This window comes from Pseudooceanicola sp. NS-SX8, from assembly GCF_057380755.1.
In genome coordinates this window covers 1352851-1369551 of sequence record NZ_CM170819.1, presented here as the reverse complement: position 1 = coordinate 1369551, position 16701 = coordinate 1352851, and the positions used below count along the sequence as shown (strand labels likewise).

The window sequence follows — 16701 nt, the reverse complement described above, 5'->3', positions numbered from 1 at the left end:
GGCGCGCCGGCATTTGCGACTGTTCAGAAGAGGTGGCAGGCGACCTGCCGCCCCGGCGCGATCTCCTTCGCGGCGGGCATGCTTTCGCGGCAGGCGGCCATCGCCTGCGGACAGCGGGTGTGGAAGGGGCAGCCCGAGGGCGGATTGGCGGGCGACGGGATCTCGCCGGCGATGCGCGGCGGGTCCACCCGGTTCGCGGGATCGGGGATGGGCGAGCTTTGCCGCAGCAGCACCGTGTAGGGATGCGCGGGCGCGTCCATGATCTCCTGCGTGGGGCCGCTTTCGACGACATGGCCCAGGTACATCACGCAGGTCGTGTCGCAGAAGTGCCGGATCACGCCCAGGTCATGCGAGACGAAGAGGAAGGAGAGCGTCCGCTTGTCGCGCAGATCGTCCAGCAGCCGCAGGATCTGCGCCTGAACCGAAACGTCCAGCGCCGAGACGGGTTCATCGGCCACCACCAGATCCGGTTCCAGCACCAGCGCCCGGGCGATGCCGATCCGCTGCCGCTGCCCGCCCGAGAATTCGTGCGGGAAACGATCCATCGCGTCGCGCGGCAGGCCGACTTCGGCCAGGATCGCCTCTGCCCGGGCGCGGCGTTCGGCGGCATCGCCGATGCCATGCACCTTCAGCGGCTCTTCCAGCGTGCGGCGGATGCTGCGGCGGCTGTTGAGCGAGGCATAGGGATCCTGGAAGATGAACTGCATCCGCTGGCGCAACCGGCGCATCTCGGCCGGAGAGGCCGCGGCCACGTCGATCCCGTCGAAGGTAACGCGACCGGCGGTCGGTTCTTCCAGCCGCAGGATGGCGCGGGAGGCGGTGGATTTGCCGCAGCCGGATTCCCCCACCAGCCCCACGCTGGACCCCGGCGCGACCGACAGGCTGACGTTTTCCACCGCGCGCACCGTGCGGGCCTTGCCGCCCAGGAAACCGCCCCCGATGGTGAAGTGCTTTTTCAGACCTTCGACTTGCAGACCGCTCATGCTGCTTCCTCCGTCTTGGTGCGCAGGATGCAGCGCACCTGGTGATCGGAGCCCGCAGCCCCGCTGAGAGGCCCGAGGACCGGGTGACGGCCGCAGTCGGGCCGGGCGTAGCCGCAGCGCGGCGCGAAGTGGCAGCCCGCGGGCCGCGCGGTGATGGAGGGCACGGACCCGGGGATCGGCTCCAGCGTGTCGGCCCGCCGGTCCACACGCGGCATCGCCCGCAGGAGCGCCTCTGTATAGGGATGGGCCGGGGTTTCGAAGAGGCGGTTGCACTCCGCCGTCTCGACGATCTCGCCCGCGTACATCACCGCCACGCGGTCGGCGATCTGGGCCACGACGCCCAGGTTGTGGGTGATGAAGATCACCCCCATGCCGCGTTCGCGCTTCAGGTCATCCAGCAGGGTCAGCACCTGGTGCTGCACCGTCACGTCCAGCGCGGTGGTGGGTTCATCCGCCAGCAGCACCTTCGGACGGCAGGCCAGTGCAATGGCGATCATCGCCCGCTGCCGCATCCCGCCGGAGAACTGGTGCGGGAATTCGGTGATCCGCCGGCCGGGATCGGGCACGCGCACCTCGTCCAGCAGGGCGCGCGCCTCTTTCAGGGCCGCGCCGTGGCCCATGCCACGGTGGATCATCAGGACCTCTGCGATCTGGTCGCCCACGGTCATGGTGGGGTTGAGCGATGTCATCGGCTCCTGGAAGATCATCGCGATCTCGTTGCCGCGGATCTGGGCCATCTGCCGTTCCGACAGCTTCGCCAGGTCGCGGCCTTCGAACAGGATCTGCCCGCGTCCGATCCGGGCGCCCGCCTGCGGCAGCAGCCGCAGCGCCGACAGTGCCGTCACGCTCTTGCCGGAGCCGCTTTCGCCCACCACGGCCAGGGTTTCGTTGGCGGCAAGGGACAGGTCCACGTCCTGAATGGCGGCATGCCAGCGGCCATTGACGCGGAATTCCGTGGTCAGGCCGCGAATGTCGAGAAGAGCAGTCATGACTCACCTTTCAGTTTCGGGTCGATGGCATCGCGCAGGGCGTCGCCCAGGATGTTCAGCGCCAGCACCGTCAGCAGGATCGCCAGCGAGGGGAAGACCACCAGCCACCAGGACGACAGGATGTTTTCGAAGCCTTCGCGGATCATCCCGCCCCAGGTGGGGGTCGGCGGCTGCACGCCCAGGCCGATGAAGGACAGCGAGGCCTCCGTCCGGATCGCGCTGGCCATCCAGAGGGAGGCGACGACGACGATGTCCGACAGGATGTTGGGCAGGATGTGCACGCCCATGATCCGCAAGGGGGAGAAGCCGAGCGCCCTGCCCGCTTCGACGTATTCCTTCCGCTTGGCCGAGATCGTCGGCGCCCGGGCGATGCGCACGAAGGGCGCGGTTTCGGTGATCGCGATGGCGATGATCAGGTTTTCCAGGCTCGCCCCCAGCATGGCCGCGACCATCAGGCCCAGAAGCAGCGTCGGGAAGGAGAGCATCACGTCGACAAGGCCCATGATCACCTGGTCCACCATGCCGCCGACATAGCCCGCGAAGATCCCGATGGCGGAGCCCACCGTCATGGCGATCAGCACCGACAGGAAGCCCACCAGCAGCGAGACACGCGTGCCGTAAAGCAGCCGGGAGAGCACATCGCGGCCATAGCTGTCGGTGCCCAGCCAGAACTCCGGCGAGGGGCCTTCGAGCCGGTGCAGGATGTTCTGTTGCAGCGGGTCATGCGGCGCCAGCAGCGGGGCGAAGATCGCCGACAGGATGATGAGGGCCAGCAGTCCGACACCGACCCAGGACAGGCGGTTGCGGTTCAGGGTCTGCAGCACGACATTGGGTTTGCGGGCGGGGATGGTTTCGGAAACGGCGGTCATCAGGAATAGCTCACTCTGGGATCGACGACCGCGTAGATCAGGTCGGTCAGGATGTTCACGAGGATCACGAAGCTGGCGAAGATCACCATCAGCCCCTGCAGCAGCGTGTAGTCACGGGCCTGCAGGGCGCCCAGGATCAGCTTGCCGAGCCCCGGGCGGGTGAAGACCATCTCTACCAGCACCGAGTTGCCGATCAGCGTGCCGAAGTAGAGGCCCACCACGGTGACCACGGGGATCAGCGCGTTGCGCAGCCCGTGCCGCATGATCAGGCGGCGCGGCGGCACGCCCTTGGCGCGGGCGGTGCGGATGTAGTCCTCGCCCAGCACGTTGAGCATGGACGAGCGCGTTACCCGGGTGATGTAGGCGGTCATGATCAGGCCGAGGTTCAGCGCCGGCAGGGCCAGGTTGCGGATGTGATCCACGATGTTGTCGGAGGCGGTGGACATGACCGGGAACCAGCGCAGGTAGACGGCGAAGGCCAGCAGCATCAGGATGCCCGACACGAAGCCCGGGAAGGACAGGCCCGTCAGCGACAGGATGCGCGACAGGTAGTCCGGCCAGGCGTTGCGGCGCAGCGCCGCCACCATGCCCAGCGGCAGCCCGAAGAGCGCACCGATCAGGATTGCCGCCGCCGTCAGCTCCAGCGTGTAGGGCAGCACGCGGGCGACCTCTTCCAGGACCGGGCGGCCGCTGCTCATCGAGACGCCGAAGTTGCCGCCCAGCATGTCGCGCAGGAAGGCCAGGTATTGCACGCCGATCGGCTGATCCAGGCCCAGCTTGGCGCGCAGGGCCGACAGCGACGCCTCGCTTGCCTGGTCGCCCAGCATGGCCATGGCCGCATCGCCCGGCACCAGCCGGACCAGCACGAAGACCATGGTCAACATGGCCAGAAGTGTCGGGATTGCCGCGAGCAACCTCCTGATGATGTATCTTGTCATGCTGCCTTCCTGTTGGTTGCGAGCCGGCCCGGGTCGAAGGCCGACAGTTCGGTTCCTGTATGCCCGGTCTCTGCCAGGTCTGCGATCACCCGTCCGACGGAGGGGACCAGTTGGAAGCCATGCCCGGAGAACCCGAAGACATGGATCAGGCCCGGCGCCCGGCGGGAGGGGCCGATGACGGGCAGAAGGTCGGCGGTGGCGGCCTCCATGCCCGCCCAGGCCCGGACAAGGCGCAGGTCGGCGACCCAGGGGAAGAGCGCCAGCGTCGTGGACATGGCCCCCGAAAGCGCGCCGAAGTCCACCGAGGCCGAGCCGCCACCGGGCCGCAGCCGCCCCTGCACCCCGCCGCCGATCAGAAAGGTGCCATCCGCCGTCTGCTTGAACGACAGCTTGCGGTTCTGGGCGGAGATGACAGGCCCGAGGCAGGGCTCGCAGCGTTCGGTCACGATCATCATCGAGTTCTTGATGCCGACCTCCAGCGGGTCGCCCGCCATCCTGGCCACCTGGCGCCCCCAGGCCCCGGCGGCATTCACCACCCTGGGGGCCACGTGGCTGGCGGCCCCGGCCACGACGGTCCAGCGGCCGGCGTCGCGGGTCATCCAGGTCACGGGGTGGTTTTCCAGGATCTCCACCCCGGCGTCGAGGCAGGCGGTGCGGAAGGCGCGGATGGTGCGGTGCGGATCGGCCGATCCATCGCGCGCCACATAGGCCGCGCCCAGGGCGCCGGGCTGCATCACCGGGACAAGGTCCGCCAGGCGGTCCGGGCCGATCCAGGTTTCATGGGTCATCCCCAGGCCTTCCAGCCGGGCGATGCGGGCCCTGATCCGGGCCTCTGCCTCTGCGTCCATGGCGACCTGCACCTGGCCGCCGGCGTGAAAACCGCAATCGTCGCCCACCAGCGCCGCCATGTCCTCCCACTGGGCCTGGGCCTCCAGGCTCAGCGGCAGTTCCTCCACCGCGCGGTTGAGGCTGCGCACCCCCGCCGCCGTCGCCCCCGAGGCATGGCGCCCGGTGAAGGCCCCTTCCAGCAGGCGCACGCGCAGACCGCGCCGCGCCGACTGCAGCGCCGCCGACAGCCCATGCAGGCCGCCGCCGATCACCAGGAGGTCGTGACCCGCGCTCATGCCCCCACCTTTCCCGGCGTGGTCTTCACGGGCGCGGTCTTTCCTGTTGAAGTCTTTCCGAGGGAGGCCAGTTCGCCCAGCGTCACGGGTTTCAGCGGCGGGCGGATGTTGTGGAAGCCCACGTCGGCGCGCGGCTTGTCATGCGCCTCGGCGATAAGCCGGGCGATGGTATAGCCGCACTGGCGGCCCTGGCAGGGCCCCATGCCGGCGCGGGTTTCGGCCTTCACCCGGTCGGGATCCGCCGCACCCCGGGCCGCCGCCGCGCGGATCTGGCCCGCCGTCAGCTCTTCGCAGCGGCAGACGATGGTGTCATCGGCGATCGGCGTCTCTGGCGCGGGGTAGAGCCGGTCCAGCAGCGGGCGCGCCGCCCGGGCCTTCGCCAGCGCGCGGTCCCCGGCAGTTCCGGCCCGGTCCGCCTGCGCCTGCGACAGCACGCCCAGCGACCGGGCGATGCCCGCAGCCGCCAGCGCCCCCTTGGCCAGCGCCGCCTTTGCCCCGTCGATCCCCGCCGCGTCCCCGGCCACGAAGAGCCCCGGGCGGGAGGTTTCGCCCCAACCGTCCAGCACCGGGCGCAGGGATTGCTGCGCTTCGGACCAGGCATGGTCGCACTGCAACGACAGCGTCGGATGGATCGAGGGCACCAGCCCTTCATGGACCAGCAGCACCCGGGCCGGGGCCGATTTCTCGCCCTGCGGGGTCTGCCAGCGGATGCTTTCGAGGTGGTCCGTCCCCTCTGCCCGCAGGCCGGTCACCCCGATTTCATGCCGCAGGCCGGAAAGGCGCATCCGGGTCTGCCAGCCCAGGCCCTTGGCCAGGCTCTTCCAGTCGCGCAGGGCGCCCGACAGATGCGGCAGCCCCCGGCGCAGGCTGTCGCGCGGGGCGGTGTCCAGGAAGCCCGCGACCTTGCCGCCCAGCTTGCGCAGCTGGTGGGCGTAAAGCAGGGGCAAGGGCCCGGCGCCGCAGATCCACACCGGCCCTTCGGGCAGCAGCCCGCCGGATTTCAGCAGGATCTGTGCCGCGCCGACGGTCATCACGCCCGGGCGGGTCCAGCCCGGGAAGGGCACCGGCCGTTCCTGTGCGCCAATGGCCAGAAGGACGCGGCGCGCCGGGATCACCTCTGCCTGTCCTTCGCGGGTCACGAAAACCTGCCAGCCCTGTGCCGCGGCCTCCTCACCCGTCTCCTCGATCTGCCAGACCCGCGACAGGGGGCGGTAGTCGGCCCCGCAGGCGCGGAAGGCGCGCGCGACCTCTGCCCCCTGGCGGTAATCGGCGCCAAGCCCCTGCGCGAGCGCGGAACCGGGCTGGCAATTCCGCTCCACCCCGCGCCAGATCTGCCCGCCCGGTGCGGGCTGTTCATCCAGCACGACGACGCAAAGCCCCTGCCCGCGCAGATCGCAGGCGGCCTGCATCCCGGCGGGGCCCGCCCCGATGATGGCCACGTCGAAGGTCGTGTCGCCCGTCATGTCACTGCCCGTCATGTCACTGCTCGCCATGTCACTGGTCGCCATGTCACTGGTCATCACGCCACCACCTTCCGGTCCCCTATCTTCCGGTCTCCTATCTTCCGGGCACCCATCTGGCGGGCGATGGTCATGCCTTCCCGCACCGGCACCAGGCAGCTTTGCGTCGATCCCTTGCCGTCGATCTCTGCCAGGCAATCGAAACAGCAGCCCATCATGCAGAAGGGCGCACGGGGGGTTTCGCTGATCGGGGTGATGCGCGAGGTCCCGAGGTGGCGCAGCAGGACGCTGGCCGCGGTCTCTCCCTCCTGCGCCTCGACCGGCTGGCCTTCGACGAAGACGGTCACGGTTGGCCCGGTCGGGCTGTCAGGCAGGGGTCGGAACATGGAAACGGTCCTTTGAGAAGTGACGGGTATCGCCGGTCAGCGCACCGGCAAGGATCTGTTCGGCCAGCCCATCGGCATGGACCGCGGCAAGGGTGACACCGGAATGGCAGCTGACGGTCCAGAGGCCGGGGTGGTCCGAAGGCTGGGTATAGAGCGGCCCGCCATCGGGCGAGAGGACACGCAGCCCCGACCACTGGCGCACGATGCGCGCGCCCGAAAGCCCGGGCAGGATGCGCAGGGCGCGCTGTGCGAGCGTGGTGGCGGAGGCCTGGGTCGTGCCGGTGTCGAGGCCGACATCTTCGTGGGTGGCGCCGATCATCACCGTGCCATCGGCCGTCTGGCGCAGCCCGCTGCAGGGCATGGGCAGCATCGGTGCCATCCGTTCGGTGACCAGCAGCTGCCCGCGTTGCGGGCGCAGCGGCAGGTCGATCCCCAGGGGCGCGACGATGCCCGGCGTGGCCAGCCCCGCCGCCACGATGACCTTTGGCGCGCGCAGGTGCGCGCCATCCGGCCCGGTGAGTTCGTAGCCATGATCGGTGGTTTGCAGCCGCTGGACCCGCCAGTCCCACAGGATCTTTCCGCCCAGCTGCAACAGCCCCTGCTGCAGTGCCGCGAGAAGTTTCAGAGGGTTCACGTGGCCGTCGCTGGCGCCAAAGCTCGCCCCGGCGACCTCCTCCCCCAGGGGGGCATCGGGTAGCCGGGCCTGCAGCGCTGCGCGGTCCAGGATTTCCGCCCCCTCGGGCAGGGTGCCGCCGCCGATCCGTTCCAGCAGATCGCGGCGCGCGTCCAGCGCCTCTTCGGACAGGGCAAAGACCAGGCCGCCGGGCTTTTGGTAATCCACGCCAATGCCGCTGACCTGTTCCAGCCCGTCACGGAACGCAGGCCAGAGCGCCGCGCTTTGCGCCGTCCAGCGGGCATAGGCCGGCAGGTTGCCCCCCTTGCCCTGCACCCAGACCAGCCCGAAATTCGCCCGCGCCGCGCGGAAATCCCGTGCACCGCCATCGACCACGCAGACCGACTGCCCCCGCTTCTGCAGCCCATAGGCAATCGAGACGCCCACGGTGCCTGCTCCGATCACGATGTAGTCTGGCTGTGCCACTGCGGGCTCCCTTGCTTGTTGTTGATTTTTATCCAAAGCGAGGGGTAGAAAGTCAAAATCGAAAAGTTCGCCAATATATTCCCAGAGGTTATACCCATGCGAGAACCCAGCCTGCGGCAGTTCGAAGCCCTCATGGCCGTGGTCGAGGCCGGCAGCGTCAGCCGCGCGGCGGAACGGCTGTCGATCTCCCAACCGGCCGCCAGCAAGCTGATCGCGACGCTGGAGGAAGACACGGAAATGCAGCTGTTCGACCGCGCCAGCGGCCGGCTGGTGGCCACCGAACAGGGGATGCGCCTTTACAACGAGGCCAACCGGGTCTTCGGCGGCGTGGGCCAGCTGATCCGCGCGGTGGAGGCGATCCGGCGTGAAAACCGCGGGCAATTGCGCGTGGGGGTCATGCCGGGCCTGTCGGGCGGGTTCATCGTGCGGGCCATCCGGGCCTTCCACGAACGCTACCCAGAGGCCTTCATCTCCGTCGACACGCGCAGCTCGCAGTTCCTGGCGGACTGGATGATCTCCGGCCGGCTGGACGTGGCGATCCTGGTGACGCGGGTGGATCACCCCACGATCTCCACCCGGCCGGTGCATTCCAAGCCCATGGTCTGCCTGCTGCCCATCGACCACCCGCTGACCGCAAGGGACCGCATCACGCCGCAGGACCTGGACGGGGAGCCCTTCATCGCCTTCGCCCGCGCCAGCCTGACCCGCAGGCGGGTCGATGCGGTCTTCGAAGACGCCGGCCTGCGCCCCGACATCCGGATCGAGGCCGCAACCGCCCCCAACGTCTGCGAATTCGTCGCCGGCGGCATGGGGGTGACGGTCGTCGATCCGCTGGTGTCCGAAGGGGTCAAGGGCCGGGTGGCGATGCGCCCCTTCGATCCCGCCACCAGTTTCGAGTTCCACACCTGCTGGCCCTCGCACAGCCGCAACTCCAAGCTGGTGAGCGCCTTCGTCGAAGAGGTCACCCGCGCGGCAGAGGTCTCTGCCTGGGAAGAGGACGGCCCCGGTATCTGATCGCGCGCCCCCACTCTCACGGGCCTGTCACGCGAGGCCTGACGAGGGGCCTGACGAGGGGCCTGACGAGAGGCAAACGGGGGGCAAACGAAAAGACGGCGCCCCGGGGGGCGCCGCCTGCTCGCTTCGGAATGGATCGGGGTTCGGGAAGGGGCCGAAACCGGGATTATTCCGACAGGGTGGTGGTTTCCGTGATCGCGGGGGCCAGGTTCAGGTTCCCCTTCAGCTCATAGCCGTAATCCAGCTTGTCGGTGCGGGCCCAGACCTGCAGCAGGCTGAACAGCGGGACGGAGCAGACATCCTCGTGGATCAGCTTCTGCGCTTCGGCCCAGAGCTGCATCTGCTTTTCCGGATCCGCCTCGGCCCGGGCCGCGTCGATCTGCGCATCCGCCACCTTGCAATGCGCAAAGTTGGTCACGGCCGTCGGCGTGCCGACGATGGCCTTCGAATGGTAGAACTGGCTCAGGTAGCTGTCGGCCACCGGGAAGCGCGCGGCGCCGTAGAAGACCATGTCGCTCAGATCCTGGCGGATCTGCTGGTGATAGGTCGGGTGATCGACGACGTTCATTTCCATCGTGATGCCCGCCTGGGCCAGCTGCGCCTGGATCACTTCCATGATCGGCTGCTGCGAGGAGCTGGAGGAGACGACGGCGGTCAGGGTGATCCCGTCGGGGAAGCCCGCCTCTGCCAGCAGGGATTTCGCCAGCTCGGGGTCATAGCTGTAGGTGCCCGCATCGCAGTTTTCGCCCAGGTAGCCCGAGGGAACGGCCGAACAGCCGCGCGGGCCCACGCCCTCCCCCACGAAAGCGGAGATTTCATCCACGTTGACCGCATGGGCCACCGCTTCGCGCACCTTGATGTCATCCAGCGGCGCATGGGCTTCGTTGAGGTAGAGCGTGCGGTATTCGCCGGGGGCGAAGATGTCGACGATCACGTCCTCGTTGCGGCTGACCTGGTCGACCCAGCGCTGTTCGCGCTTGCCGTAGATCAGGTCCAGCTCCCCCGACATCAGCGCCAGTTCGCGGCTGGAATCCGACGGGATGATCTGCAGGCGGATGCCGTCCAGCTTGGGCGCGCCGCGGTAGTAGTCGGGGTTCGCCACCAGGTCGACGTGCTGCTGGGTGACCGCTTCCTCGAACTCGAACGGGCCGGTGCCGACGGGGTCGCCGTTGAAGGCATCGCCCTTTTCCTCTGCCGCCTTGCGGCTGACGATCATGCCGCCGTGGTAGTTGGCCACCAGGCCCAGGAAGCCCGGGACCGGCGCGCTGAGCGTGATCTGAACGGTCTTCGGATCCAGCGCCTCGACACTTTCGAAGCCGGCGTAGTCATTGGCGAAGGAGGAGCGCTCCGGGTCGGCCGCGCGTTCCAGGGAGTAGACCACGTCATCGGCGGTCAGCGGGCCGTAGCCGTGCTGGAACTCGACGCCGTCGCGCAGATGGAACGTCCAGGTCAGCCCGTCTTCGGAGGTTTCCCAGCTGGTCGCCAGATCCGGTTCGATGGAGGCCGGATCGGCGCTGCCCGGGGCAAAGCGCACCAGCCCGTTGAACATCCAGCCCGCCAGGGCGACGTCGGTGGTGGCCGTGGCCCGGTGCGGATCGAGGTTGGTCGCGTCCATGTTGATGCCGACATTCAGCGTCGCGGCGATCGCGGCCGCGCTGGTCATCGACAGGCCGGCCGCCACGGTCAGGCCCAAGGTGCGACCCAGAATGCGACCCAGTTTGGTCCCTGCGTTTCGGTTCATAATCGTTTCCCTGTTGTTTTGATGCGGCCGACTATGAGGGCCCACCCCTATGTCGTCAAAATCGAAAAGATTAGTTCGATATTCACCCAGGTTATACCCCTCACGGAGCGCGCCAGCTCCGCTTGCCCTGCGCCCCCTGCGCCCTGCCCCGCCTGCGCGGGGCGCAACGGCGGCCCCGCCGTTGCCGGATCGCGTCAGGGTTCACTTCAGGAATCGGGCGATTGCGACACCGCGTCCCTACCGTCTGGCGCGGGCCTGGAAAACCCCTGCCGGACATGCAAACGGCCCCGGTAAAACCCCGGGGCCGTTGCCAATTTTCCAGTCACTGCTGTGCCCGGACCTGCCGTATCAGCCACACTTGCTGTGACCGCAGGAGGTGCAGGTCATGCAGCCTTCGACCATCATCAGCGTGTACTGGCCGCAGCTCGGGCAGGCCTTGCCGCGCGACTTGGTGGAGGTGCCGCCGGCGGTATCCAGGCCCACGACCTTCGCGGCCGGATCCGACTTCAGGCCAAGGCCCTCGCTTTCGATGAAACCGGTTTCGATCATGTGCGTTTCGATCACGCCGCCGATCGCCGCCAGGATCGAGGGGATGTACTTGCCCTTGATCCAGGCGCCGCCGCGCGGGTCGAAGACCGCCTTCAGCTCCTCCACGACGAAGGACACGTCGCCGCCGCGCCGGAACACCGCCGACACCATCCGCGTCAGCGCCACGGTCCAGGCGTAATGCTCCATGTTCTTGGAGTTGATGAAGACCTCGAACGGACGGCGCTGACCCGCGATCACCACGTCGTTGATGGTGATGTAGATCGCGTGCTCCGAATCCGGCCACTTCAGCTTGTAGGTGTTGCCCTCCAGCGCCGCCGGACGGTCCAGCGGTTCGGACATGTAGATCACCTCGCCGCCCTCTTCGGGCATGGCGGGCTTGGCCTCTTCCTTGGTCTCCTCCACCGACAGGACAGACCCGGTGATGTCGTTGGGACGGTAGGTGGTGCAGCCCTTGCAGCCGGTTTCATAGGCTTCCATGTAGACGTTCTTGAAGGACTCGAAGTCGATGTCCTCGGGGCAGTTGATCGTCTTGGAAATGCTCGAGTCGACCCACTTCTGCGCCGCCGCCTGCATCTTCACGTGGTCCATCGGCGCCAGGGTCTGGGCGTTGACGAAGTAGTCCGGAAGCGGCGCATCGCCCTTCAGGTCCTTCCACATCTTCACCGCGTAATCGACGACCTTCTCCTCGGTCCGGCTGCCGTCCTTCTGCAGCACCTTGCGGGTGTATTCATAGGCGAAGACCGGTTCGATCCCCGACGACACGTTGCCGGCGTAAAGGCTGATCGTGCCGGTGGGCGCGATGGAGGTCAGCAGGGCGTTGCGGATGCCGTGCTCTGCCACTTCGGCGCGCACGTCCTCGTCCATTTCCTGCATCGTGCCGGAGGCCAGGTACTGATCCTTGTCGAAGAGCGGGAAGGCGCCCTTCTCCTTCGCCAGCTCGACGGAAGCCAGGTAGGCGGAGCGCGCCACCTGGCGCAGCCATTCCTCGGTCTTGGCGGCGGCCTCGTCCGACCCGTAGCGCAGGCCGGTCATCAGCAGCGCATCGGCCAGGCCGGTGACGCCAAGGCCGATGCGGCGCTTGGCCTCGGCCTCGCGCGCCTGGGCGTCCAGCGGGAAGCCGGAGGCATCGACGGTGTTGTCCATCATCCGCACCGCGACACGCACCAGCGCATCCAGGGCGGCCACGTCCAGCTCTGCACCCTCGCCGAAGGGATCCTTCACCAGCCGCGCCAGGTTGACGGAGCCGAGCAGGCAGGCGCCATAGGGCGGCAGGGGCTGTTCACCGCAGGGGTTGGTCGCCGCGATGGTCTCGCAATAGGCCAGGTTGTTCTTCTGGTTGATGCGGTCGATGAAGATCACGCCGGGCTCGGCGTAGTCATAGGTCGCCTGCATGATCTTGTTCCACAGGTCGCGGGCCTGCAGCGTGTGATAGACCTTGTCGCCGAACTTCAGCTCCCAGGGGCCATCGGCCTTGACCGCTTCCATGAAGGGATCGGTGACCAGAACGGACATGTTGAACATGCGCAGGCGGGCCGGGTCGCTCTTGGCTTCGATGAACTGTTCGATATCGGGGTGGTCGCAGCGCATCGTCGCCATCATCGCGCCACGGCGGGAGCCTGCGGACATGATGGTGCGGCACATCGCATCCCAGACATCCATGAACGACAGCGGGCCGGAGGCATCCGCCGCCACGCCCATCACATCCGCGCCGCGCGGCCGGATGGTGGAGAAGTCGTAGCCGATCCCGCCGCCCTGCTGCATGGTCAGCGCGGCTTCCTTCAGCATGTCGAAGATGCCCGACATGCTGTCCGGCACGGTGCCCATGACGAAGCAGTTGAACAGCGTGACCTTGCGCGCGGTGCCGGCGCCTGCGGTGATGCGGCCAGCGGGCAGGAACTTGAAATCCTCCAGCGCGCCGTAGAACACCTCTTCCCAGTGCTCGGGGTCCTTCTCGACCACGGCGAGGGCGCGGGCGATGCGGCGCCAGCTGTCCTCGACCGAACGATCGACGGCCGTGCCGTCGGATTGCTTGAGACGGTATTTCATGTCCCAGACTTGTTCGGCAATGGGGGCAGCAAAACGACTCATCACGGGTCCCTTTCCGGGTGGCAGACTTACTATGAAAGGTTTATCAGATTCCCGCCCAAGGGGCCTGACTTCGCAGCGAAGCACGACGGCACCAGGGCGGTTCGGGTTCTCTTCCTAGAGAGGATTCCCCCAAGGCGCAACTGCAGATCACACCAGATGTTGCGTTCATTGCAGCAGTGCGCCACCATGGCTGGCGTCAGTTCTCTGTATCAAATATGAGCGGGAAAGTCACCTCACCATGGCCACCATGCACCTCGTAAAGCTCTCCGTCGGCACCGACTCGCCCGAGGACCTCGCGATCTGGCAGGCCGCCCGCATGGCGGAGACGGGCCAGGCGCCGCGCCATGTCACCCGCATGTGGCCCAAAAGGGAGGCAGAGCTGCTCGACGGCGGCTCGATCTACTGGGTGATCAAGGGGCAGATCCAGGCGCGCCAGCGCATCACCGGGCTGCAGGAGGTCGACCGTGGCGACGGCATCCGCCGCTGCGCCATCGTCCTGGATCCGGAGCTGATCCGCGTCGCGCCCAGCCAGCGGCGCCCCTTCCAGGGCTGGCGCTACCTCAAACCCGAGGACGCCCCACGTGACCTGCCCGCCGCCCGCGAAAGCGACGATGCCCTCCCACCCGAGCTTGACGCCGCCCTGGCCGAAATCGGCGTCATCTGACCCTGCCCTGCCCGTAACGGGAAACAGGCCCCCACAGGCCCCCCCACAGCCCCCCTGCCCGGAAAGCAAACCAGAAGGCGGCACAGCAAAGGGGCGCACCCGGCGGGCGCGCCCCTCTATATCTTGTCTGAATCTTGTCTGACGGCCTGATGCGCCGGGCCTCAGAAGCCCAGGGCCGCGACCATGCCGGATTGCAGGTTCCGGCGCGGCTCCATGATCGACTGGAAGTGGCTGGTGGCCGGGGCCATCGGGCCGCCCGCATACCCCACGGGGAAGGTGATGCCCAGCTTCACCCCCTTCTGATCGCCGCCGCTGCTGTCGGCCAGCACCAGTTCCGCGTTCAGCCAGGGCGCCTGGGGCGAGGCCGCGTTCAGGCTGTAGATCATGCCGACACTGGCCAGGGTCACATCCGCGGTGGTTTCCCCCGACAGGTGGCTCAGCCCGCCGAAGATGGACATGCCGCCCTGCACCTGCCGCGCGGCACCCAGGCCGAACAGCGTATCGGTGCCGCTGTCGCCGGTTTCCACCACGACGCTGCCCGCAAGGGTCGTGTCCTGATCCAGGTAGTAGGCGCCGGAAATCCCGTAGTCGTTCAGATCCTCGCTCGCCCCCTCGGTCAGCCCGGCAAAGCCCGTCACCACGGCCACGCCCATGTCATAGCGCAGGGATCCGCCCGCCAGCTTCAGCACGGTCTGGTTGCCGTTGTCGTCATCCATCGCACCGACGCCAAGGTAGGGGCCGACCTCCAGCCCGTTGTCCAGCTTCAGCCGCGGGTCGGCCTGCATGTAGCTGGCGATCGGGTAATCGTCGCCGGATTTGAACAGGTCAGCGCCGCTCTGGAACTGCAGGACATAGCGATCATCCCAGACCCAGCGGTTGCGGCTGCCCAGGTTGAGGGAGGACAGCGTATCCTCCCCTTCCGGATCGGCCAGGCCAAAGCCCAGCGTCGCCGTGCCGGTCCAGTCGACCGCCATCGCGGGGGTTGCCGTCAGGCCCGCCAGCAGGCCCACCGACAGGCCACCCACCAGGCCACCCACCATGGCAGCGGGCAAAGCTCCGCCGGCGACGGAAAATCGCTTTCCGAACATATCCATACCTCCGCAATAACCATTCTTTGAATTCGGGACTAATTCTGCCGAAGGGTAGCATTTTCTGCGGCGCGGAAAAACCAAACCCCTCGTGAGGCTGCGGCCAGGGGGACCCTTGGGCCGAAAAACGCCGATCCCCGGCCCGGGCGCAGGCGCCAGCGCTTTCCTTTCGAGGCGGCGCGCCCGAACGAAAACGGCCCGCGCTGCTGCGCGGGCCGTTTCCATGTCAAACCACTGTCCAATGCTCCGCACGCCGGGCGTGCGTGGCACCCTCTATCAGAAGGCAGCCAGGATGGAGTTGGTCAGGGTGTTGGCTTTCGGATCGAAGGCCGATGCCGCCACGCTGTTGAGCGGGACAACCGGGCCTGCTTCGGCGCCGAACGGAATGGTCACGCCAAAGCGCCACACGTCGTAGCCGCCGGTGCCGCCGGATTCGATCTCGTCGGTGGAGTATTCGATGCTGGCGATGACCGGAACCGGGGTCACGGTGCTCAGGTCGTAGCTGACGCCGATGCCGTAGATGTTCAGATCCATGTCTTCGATGCTGCCGAAGGCACCACCGGCGAATACGGTGAAGGCATCGTTGAAGGCATAGGCCGCGCCCAGCTTCCAGACGTCCAGATCGATATCTTCGCCATAGGCGCTGATGCGGCTGCGGGACCAGCCACCGCCGACCTTGAAGCCGGGGTTCACCATGTAGGAGACGCCCAGACCGTAGTCGTAGATGTCGTAATCGTCGGTCAGGTCCGGATCGGTTTCGGACTTGCCGTAATAGGCCGAGATCTCGGCGCCGGCGATGTCGTATTCACCGTTCAGGCCATAGGAAATCAGCTTGACGTCTTCGTCGTAGATTTCCAGCTTGCCCTGCTCGACATAGGCGCCGGCGGTGAAGCCGTTGCCGAAGTTGTACGAAGGCGCCGCCTTCAGGTAGCTGATGTTCAGGTCTTCATCGACACCGTCGATGTCCAGCTTGGCCAGGCCCAGGCCCAGGTCCAGGTCGAAGCCGTTGCCGAAGGACAGGGTTGCCGCAACGTCGGCGGAAATGCCGTCCATGTCCGGGGCGCCGGACAGTTCGCCGGTCGCTTCGCCGGAGGCGTAGCCCAGGGTGGCGGACCCGGAATAGGTGACTTGTGCAGATGCAGCGCCGGCAAGACCTGCCAGCAGAGCAGCCAGCGCAACGGAACGCGTCATAGCTTTCATTATACGATACCTCGTTCAAATTCCGCGGGATCCCGGTCGCGCGGTCCCCCGAGCGAATCCCTCCCACACGGGCACGTATGATCCCTGTACACAGGTGTTACGAGGCACAAGGATGTGAACTGCTCGGTTTAGTTTAGCGTCGTGCCCGATCTGCAACACTGACCCTTTGGTCAGGAAATGACCCGGGCATCCCAGCAGCTTACGTAAAGCGGACGCTACGTTAACCAAGGCGTTTTCGGCGCCCGCCACCGTCGCGATACCGACGTGATACCGACGTTCCACAGACATGCCGATTTGGCCCGGAAACGCCTGTTAACCCAGGGTTTCGCAAGGGGAGTCGCTGCACTGCAGTACCGACGTTGAAAACGGTGGGGTAAGGGTAGGGTAAGGGGGGACTTCGGCCAGGGCGGGATGGGTCCGGCCAAGGCGGGATAAATCCCGCCCTACGGGCGAAGCGCGGGGGCCGCATGATCGGGGCCGCCGGAGGGGCGCAGCAAACCGCCCCCCCG

The 16701-nt window shown here is 67.3% G+C and carries 14 protein-coding genes; 2 read left to right on the top strand and 12 right to left on the bottom strand.

The window, feature by feature from the left end; all coding sequences use genetic code 11:
- Positions 1-23: 23 nt before the first annotated feature.
- From AC2IR1_RS06305 to AC2IR1_RS06270, 8 genes are read right to left on the bottom strand one after another with little or no spacing between them, the layout of a single operon-like run.
- Positions 24-983 (bottom strand): ABC transporter ATP-binding protein, encoded by a 960-nt coding sequence (locus tag AC2IR1_RS06305; RefSeq protein WP_486475433.1) that lies wholly within the window; start codon positions 981-983, stop codon positions 24-26.
- The gene (locus AC2IR1_RS06300) at positions 980-1972 is read right to left on the bottom strand and encodes an ABC transporter ATP-binding protein (RefSeq protein WP_486475432.1); all 993 of its coding nucleotides are present in this window, start codon (positions 1970-1972) and stop codon (positions 980-982) included. The genes AC2IR1_RS06305 and AC2IR1_RS06300 overlap by 4 nt, the downstream gene beginning before the upstream one ends.
- Entirely contained in the window at positions 1969-2841 is an 873-nt protein-coding gene (locus AC2IR1_RS06295) for an ABC transporter permease (protein ID WP_486475431.1), read from the bottom strand. Before AC2IR1_RS06295 ends, AC2IR1_RS06300 begins: the two co-directional genes overlap by 4 nt.
- On the bottom strand, positions 2841-3779 hold the full coding sequence (locus tag AC2IR1_RS06290) for an ABC transporter permease (protein WP_486475430.1): 939 nt from the start codon (positions 3777-3779) through the stop codon (positions 2841-2843). The genes AC2IR1_RS06295 and AC2IR1_RS06290 overlap by 1 nt, the downstream gene beginning before the upstream one ends.
- Positions 3776-4903 (bottom strand): NAD(P)/FAD-dependent oxidoreductase, encoded by a 1128-nt coding sequence (locus AC2IR1_RS06285; protein ID WP_486475429.1) that lies wholly within the window; start codon positions 4901-4903, stop codon positions 3776-3778. The genes AC2IR1_RS06290 and AC2IR1_RS06285 overlap by 4 nt, the downstream gene beginning before the upstream one ends.
- Positions 4900-6423: an FAD-dependent oxidoreductase gene (locus tag AC2IR1_RS06280; protein ID WP_486475428.1), complete on the bottom strand. Its 1524-nt coding sequence runs from the start codon at positions 6421-6423 to the stop codon at positions 4900-4902. The genes AC2IR1_RS06285 and AC2IR1_RS06280 overlap by 4 nt, the downstream gene beginning before the upstream one ends.
- Positions 6423-6749: a (2Fe-2S)-binding protein gene (locus AC2IR1_RS06275; protein WP_486475427.1), complete on the bottom strand. Its 327-nt coding sequence runs from the start codon at positions 6747-6749 to the stop codon at positions 6423-6425. Before AC2IR1_RS06275 ends, AC2IR1_RS06280 begins: the two co-directional genes overlap by 1 nt.
- Positions 6730-7848: an NAD(P)/FAD-dependent oxidoreductase gene (locus tag AC2IR1_RS06270; protein WP_486475426.1), complete on the bottom strand. Its 1119-nt coding sequence runs from the start codon at positions 7846-7848 to the stop codon at positions 6730-6732. Before AC2IR1_RS06270 ends, AC2IR1_RS06275 begins: the two co-directional genes overlap by 20 nt.
- Before the next feature lie 96 nt (positions 7849-7944).
- Here AC2IR1_RS06270 and AC2IR1_RS06265 point away from each other — a divergent pair, with 96 nt between their 5' ends.
- Positions 7945-8862, top strand: a complete 918-nt coding sequence (locus AC2IR1_RS06265) for a LysR family transcriptional regulator (RefSeq protein ID WP_486475425.1) — start codon at positions 7945-7947, stop codon at positions 8860-8862.
- 166 nt (positions 8863-9028) lie between these two features.
- On the opposite strand, the gene AC2IR1_RS06260 is transcribed toward AC2IR1_RS06265, so the two are convergent.
- Complete coding sequence (locus tag AC2IR1_RS06260; protein ID WP_486475424.1) at positions 9029-10603, bottom strand: ABC transporter substrate-binding protein; 1575 nt, start codon at positions 10601-10603, stop codon at positions 9029-9031.
- 348 nt (positions 10604-10951) lie between these two features.
- Positions 10952-13240 (bottom strand): adenosylcobalamin-dependent ribonucleoside-diphosphate reductase, encoded by a 2289-nt coding sequence (locus tag AC2IR1_RS06255; RefSeq protein ID WP_486475423.1) that lies wholly within the window; start codon positions 13238-13240, stop codon positions 10952-10954.
- A gap of 238 nt (positions 13241-13478) precedes the next feature.
- Here AC2IR1_RS06255 and AC2IR1_RS06250 point away from each other — a divergent pair, with 238 nt between their 5' ends.
- Positions 13479-13904, top strand: a complete 426-nt coding sequence (locus tag AC2IR1_RS06250) for a DUF1489 family protein (RefSeq protein ID WP_486475422.1) — start codon at positions 13479-13481, stop codon at positions 13902-13904.
- Positions 13905-14065: 161 nt separating this feature from the next.
- On the opposite strand, the gene AC2IR1_RS06245 is transcribed toward AC2IR1_RS06250, so the two are convergent.
- Together AC2IR1_RS06245 and AC2IR1_RS06240 are read right to left on the bottom strand one after the other, a co-directional pair.
- Complete coding sequence (locus AC2IR1_RS06245) at positions 14066-14992, bottom strand: hypothetical protein (RefSeq protein ID WP_486475421.1); 927 nt, start codon at positions 14990-14992, stop codon at positions 14066-14068.
- Between the two features lie 276 nt (positions 14993-15268).
- A complete protein-coding gene (locus AC2IR1_RS06240; protein WP_486475420.1) occupies positions 15269-16183 on the bottom strand; it encodes a porin in 915 nt (304 codons plus the stop codon).
- Between the last annotated feature and the right edge of the window lie 518 nt (positions 16184-16701).

What these genes read in the sequence shown, in the direction of transcription:
- AC2IR1_RS06305 (WP_486475433.1), bottom strand. Translation starts at nt 983, where the DNA reads ATGAGCGGTCTGCAAGTCGAAGGTCTGAAAAAGCACTTCACCATCGGG.
- AC2IR1_RS06285 (WP_486475429.1), bottom strand. Translation starts at nt 4,903, where the DNA reads ATGAGCGCGGGTCACGACCTCCTGGTGATCGGCGGCGGCCTGCATGGG.
- AC2IR1_RS06275 (WP_486475427.1), bottom strand. Translation starts at nt 6,749, where the DNA reads ATGTTCCGACCCCTGCCTGACAGCCCGACCGGGCCAACCGTGACCGTC.
- AC2IR1_RS06290 (WP_486475430.1), bottom strand. Translation starts at nt 3,779, where the DNA reads ATGACAAGATACATCATCAGGAGGTTGCTCGCGGCAATCCCGACACTT.
- AC2IR1_RS06280 (WP_486475428.1), bottom strand. Translation starts at nt 6,423, where the DNA reads ATGACCAGTGACATGGCGACCAGTGACATGGCGAGCAGTGACATGACG.
- AC2IR1_RS06260 (WP_486475424.1), bottom strand. Translation starts at nt 10,603, where the DNA reads ATGAACCGAAACGCAGGGACCAAACTGGGTCGCATTCTGGGTCGCACC.
- AC2IR1_RS06240 (WP_486475420.1), bottom strand. Translation starts at nt 16,183, where the DNA reads ATGACGCGTTCCGTTGCGCTGGCTGCTCTGCTGGCAGGTCTTGCCGGC.
- AC2IR1_RS06255 (WP_486475423.1), bottom strand. Translation starts at nt 13,240, where the DNA reads ATGAGTCGTTTTGCTGCCCCCATTGCCGAACAAGTCTGGGACATGAAA.
- AC2IR1_RS06300 (WP_486475432.1), bottom strand. Translation starts at nt 1,972, where the DNA reads ATGACTGCTCTTCTCGACATTCGCGGCCTGACCACGGAATTCCGCGTC.
- AC2IR1_RS06250 (WP_486475422.1), top strand. Translation starts at nt 13,479, where the DNA reads ATGGCCACCATGCACCTCGTAAAGCTCTCCGTCGGCACCGACTCGCCC.
- AC2IR1_RS06265 (WP_486475425.1), top strand. Translation starts at nt 7,945, where the DNA reads ATGCGAGAACCCAGCCTGCGGCAGTTCGAAGCCCTCATGGCCGTGGTC.
- AC2IR1_RS06295 (WP_486475431.1), bottom strand. Translation starts at nt 2,841, where the DNA reads ATGACCGCCGTTTCCGAAACCATCCCCGCCCGCAAACCCAATGTCGTG.
- AC2IR1_RS06245 (WP_486475421.1), bottom strand. Translation starts at nt 14,992, where the DNA reads ATGTTCGGAAAGCGATTTTCCGTCGCCGGCGGAGCTTTGCCCGCTGCC.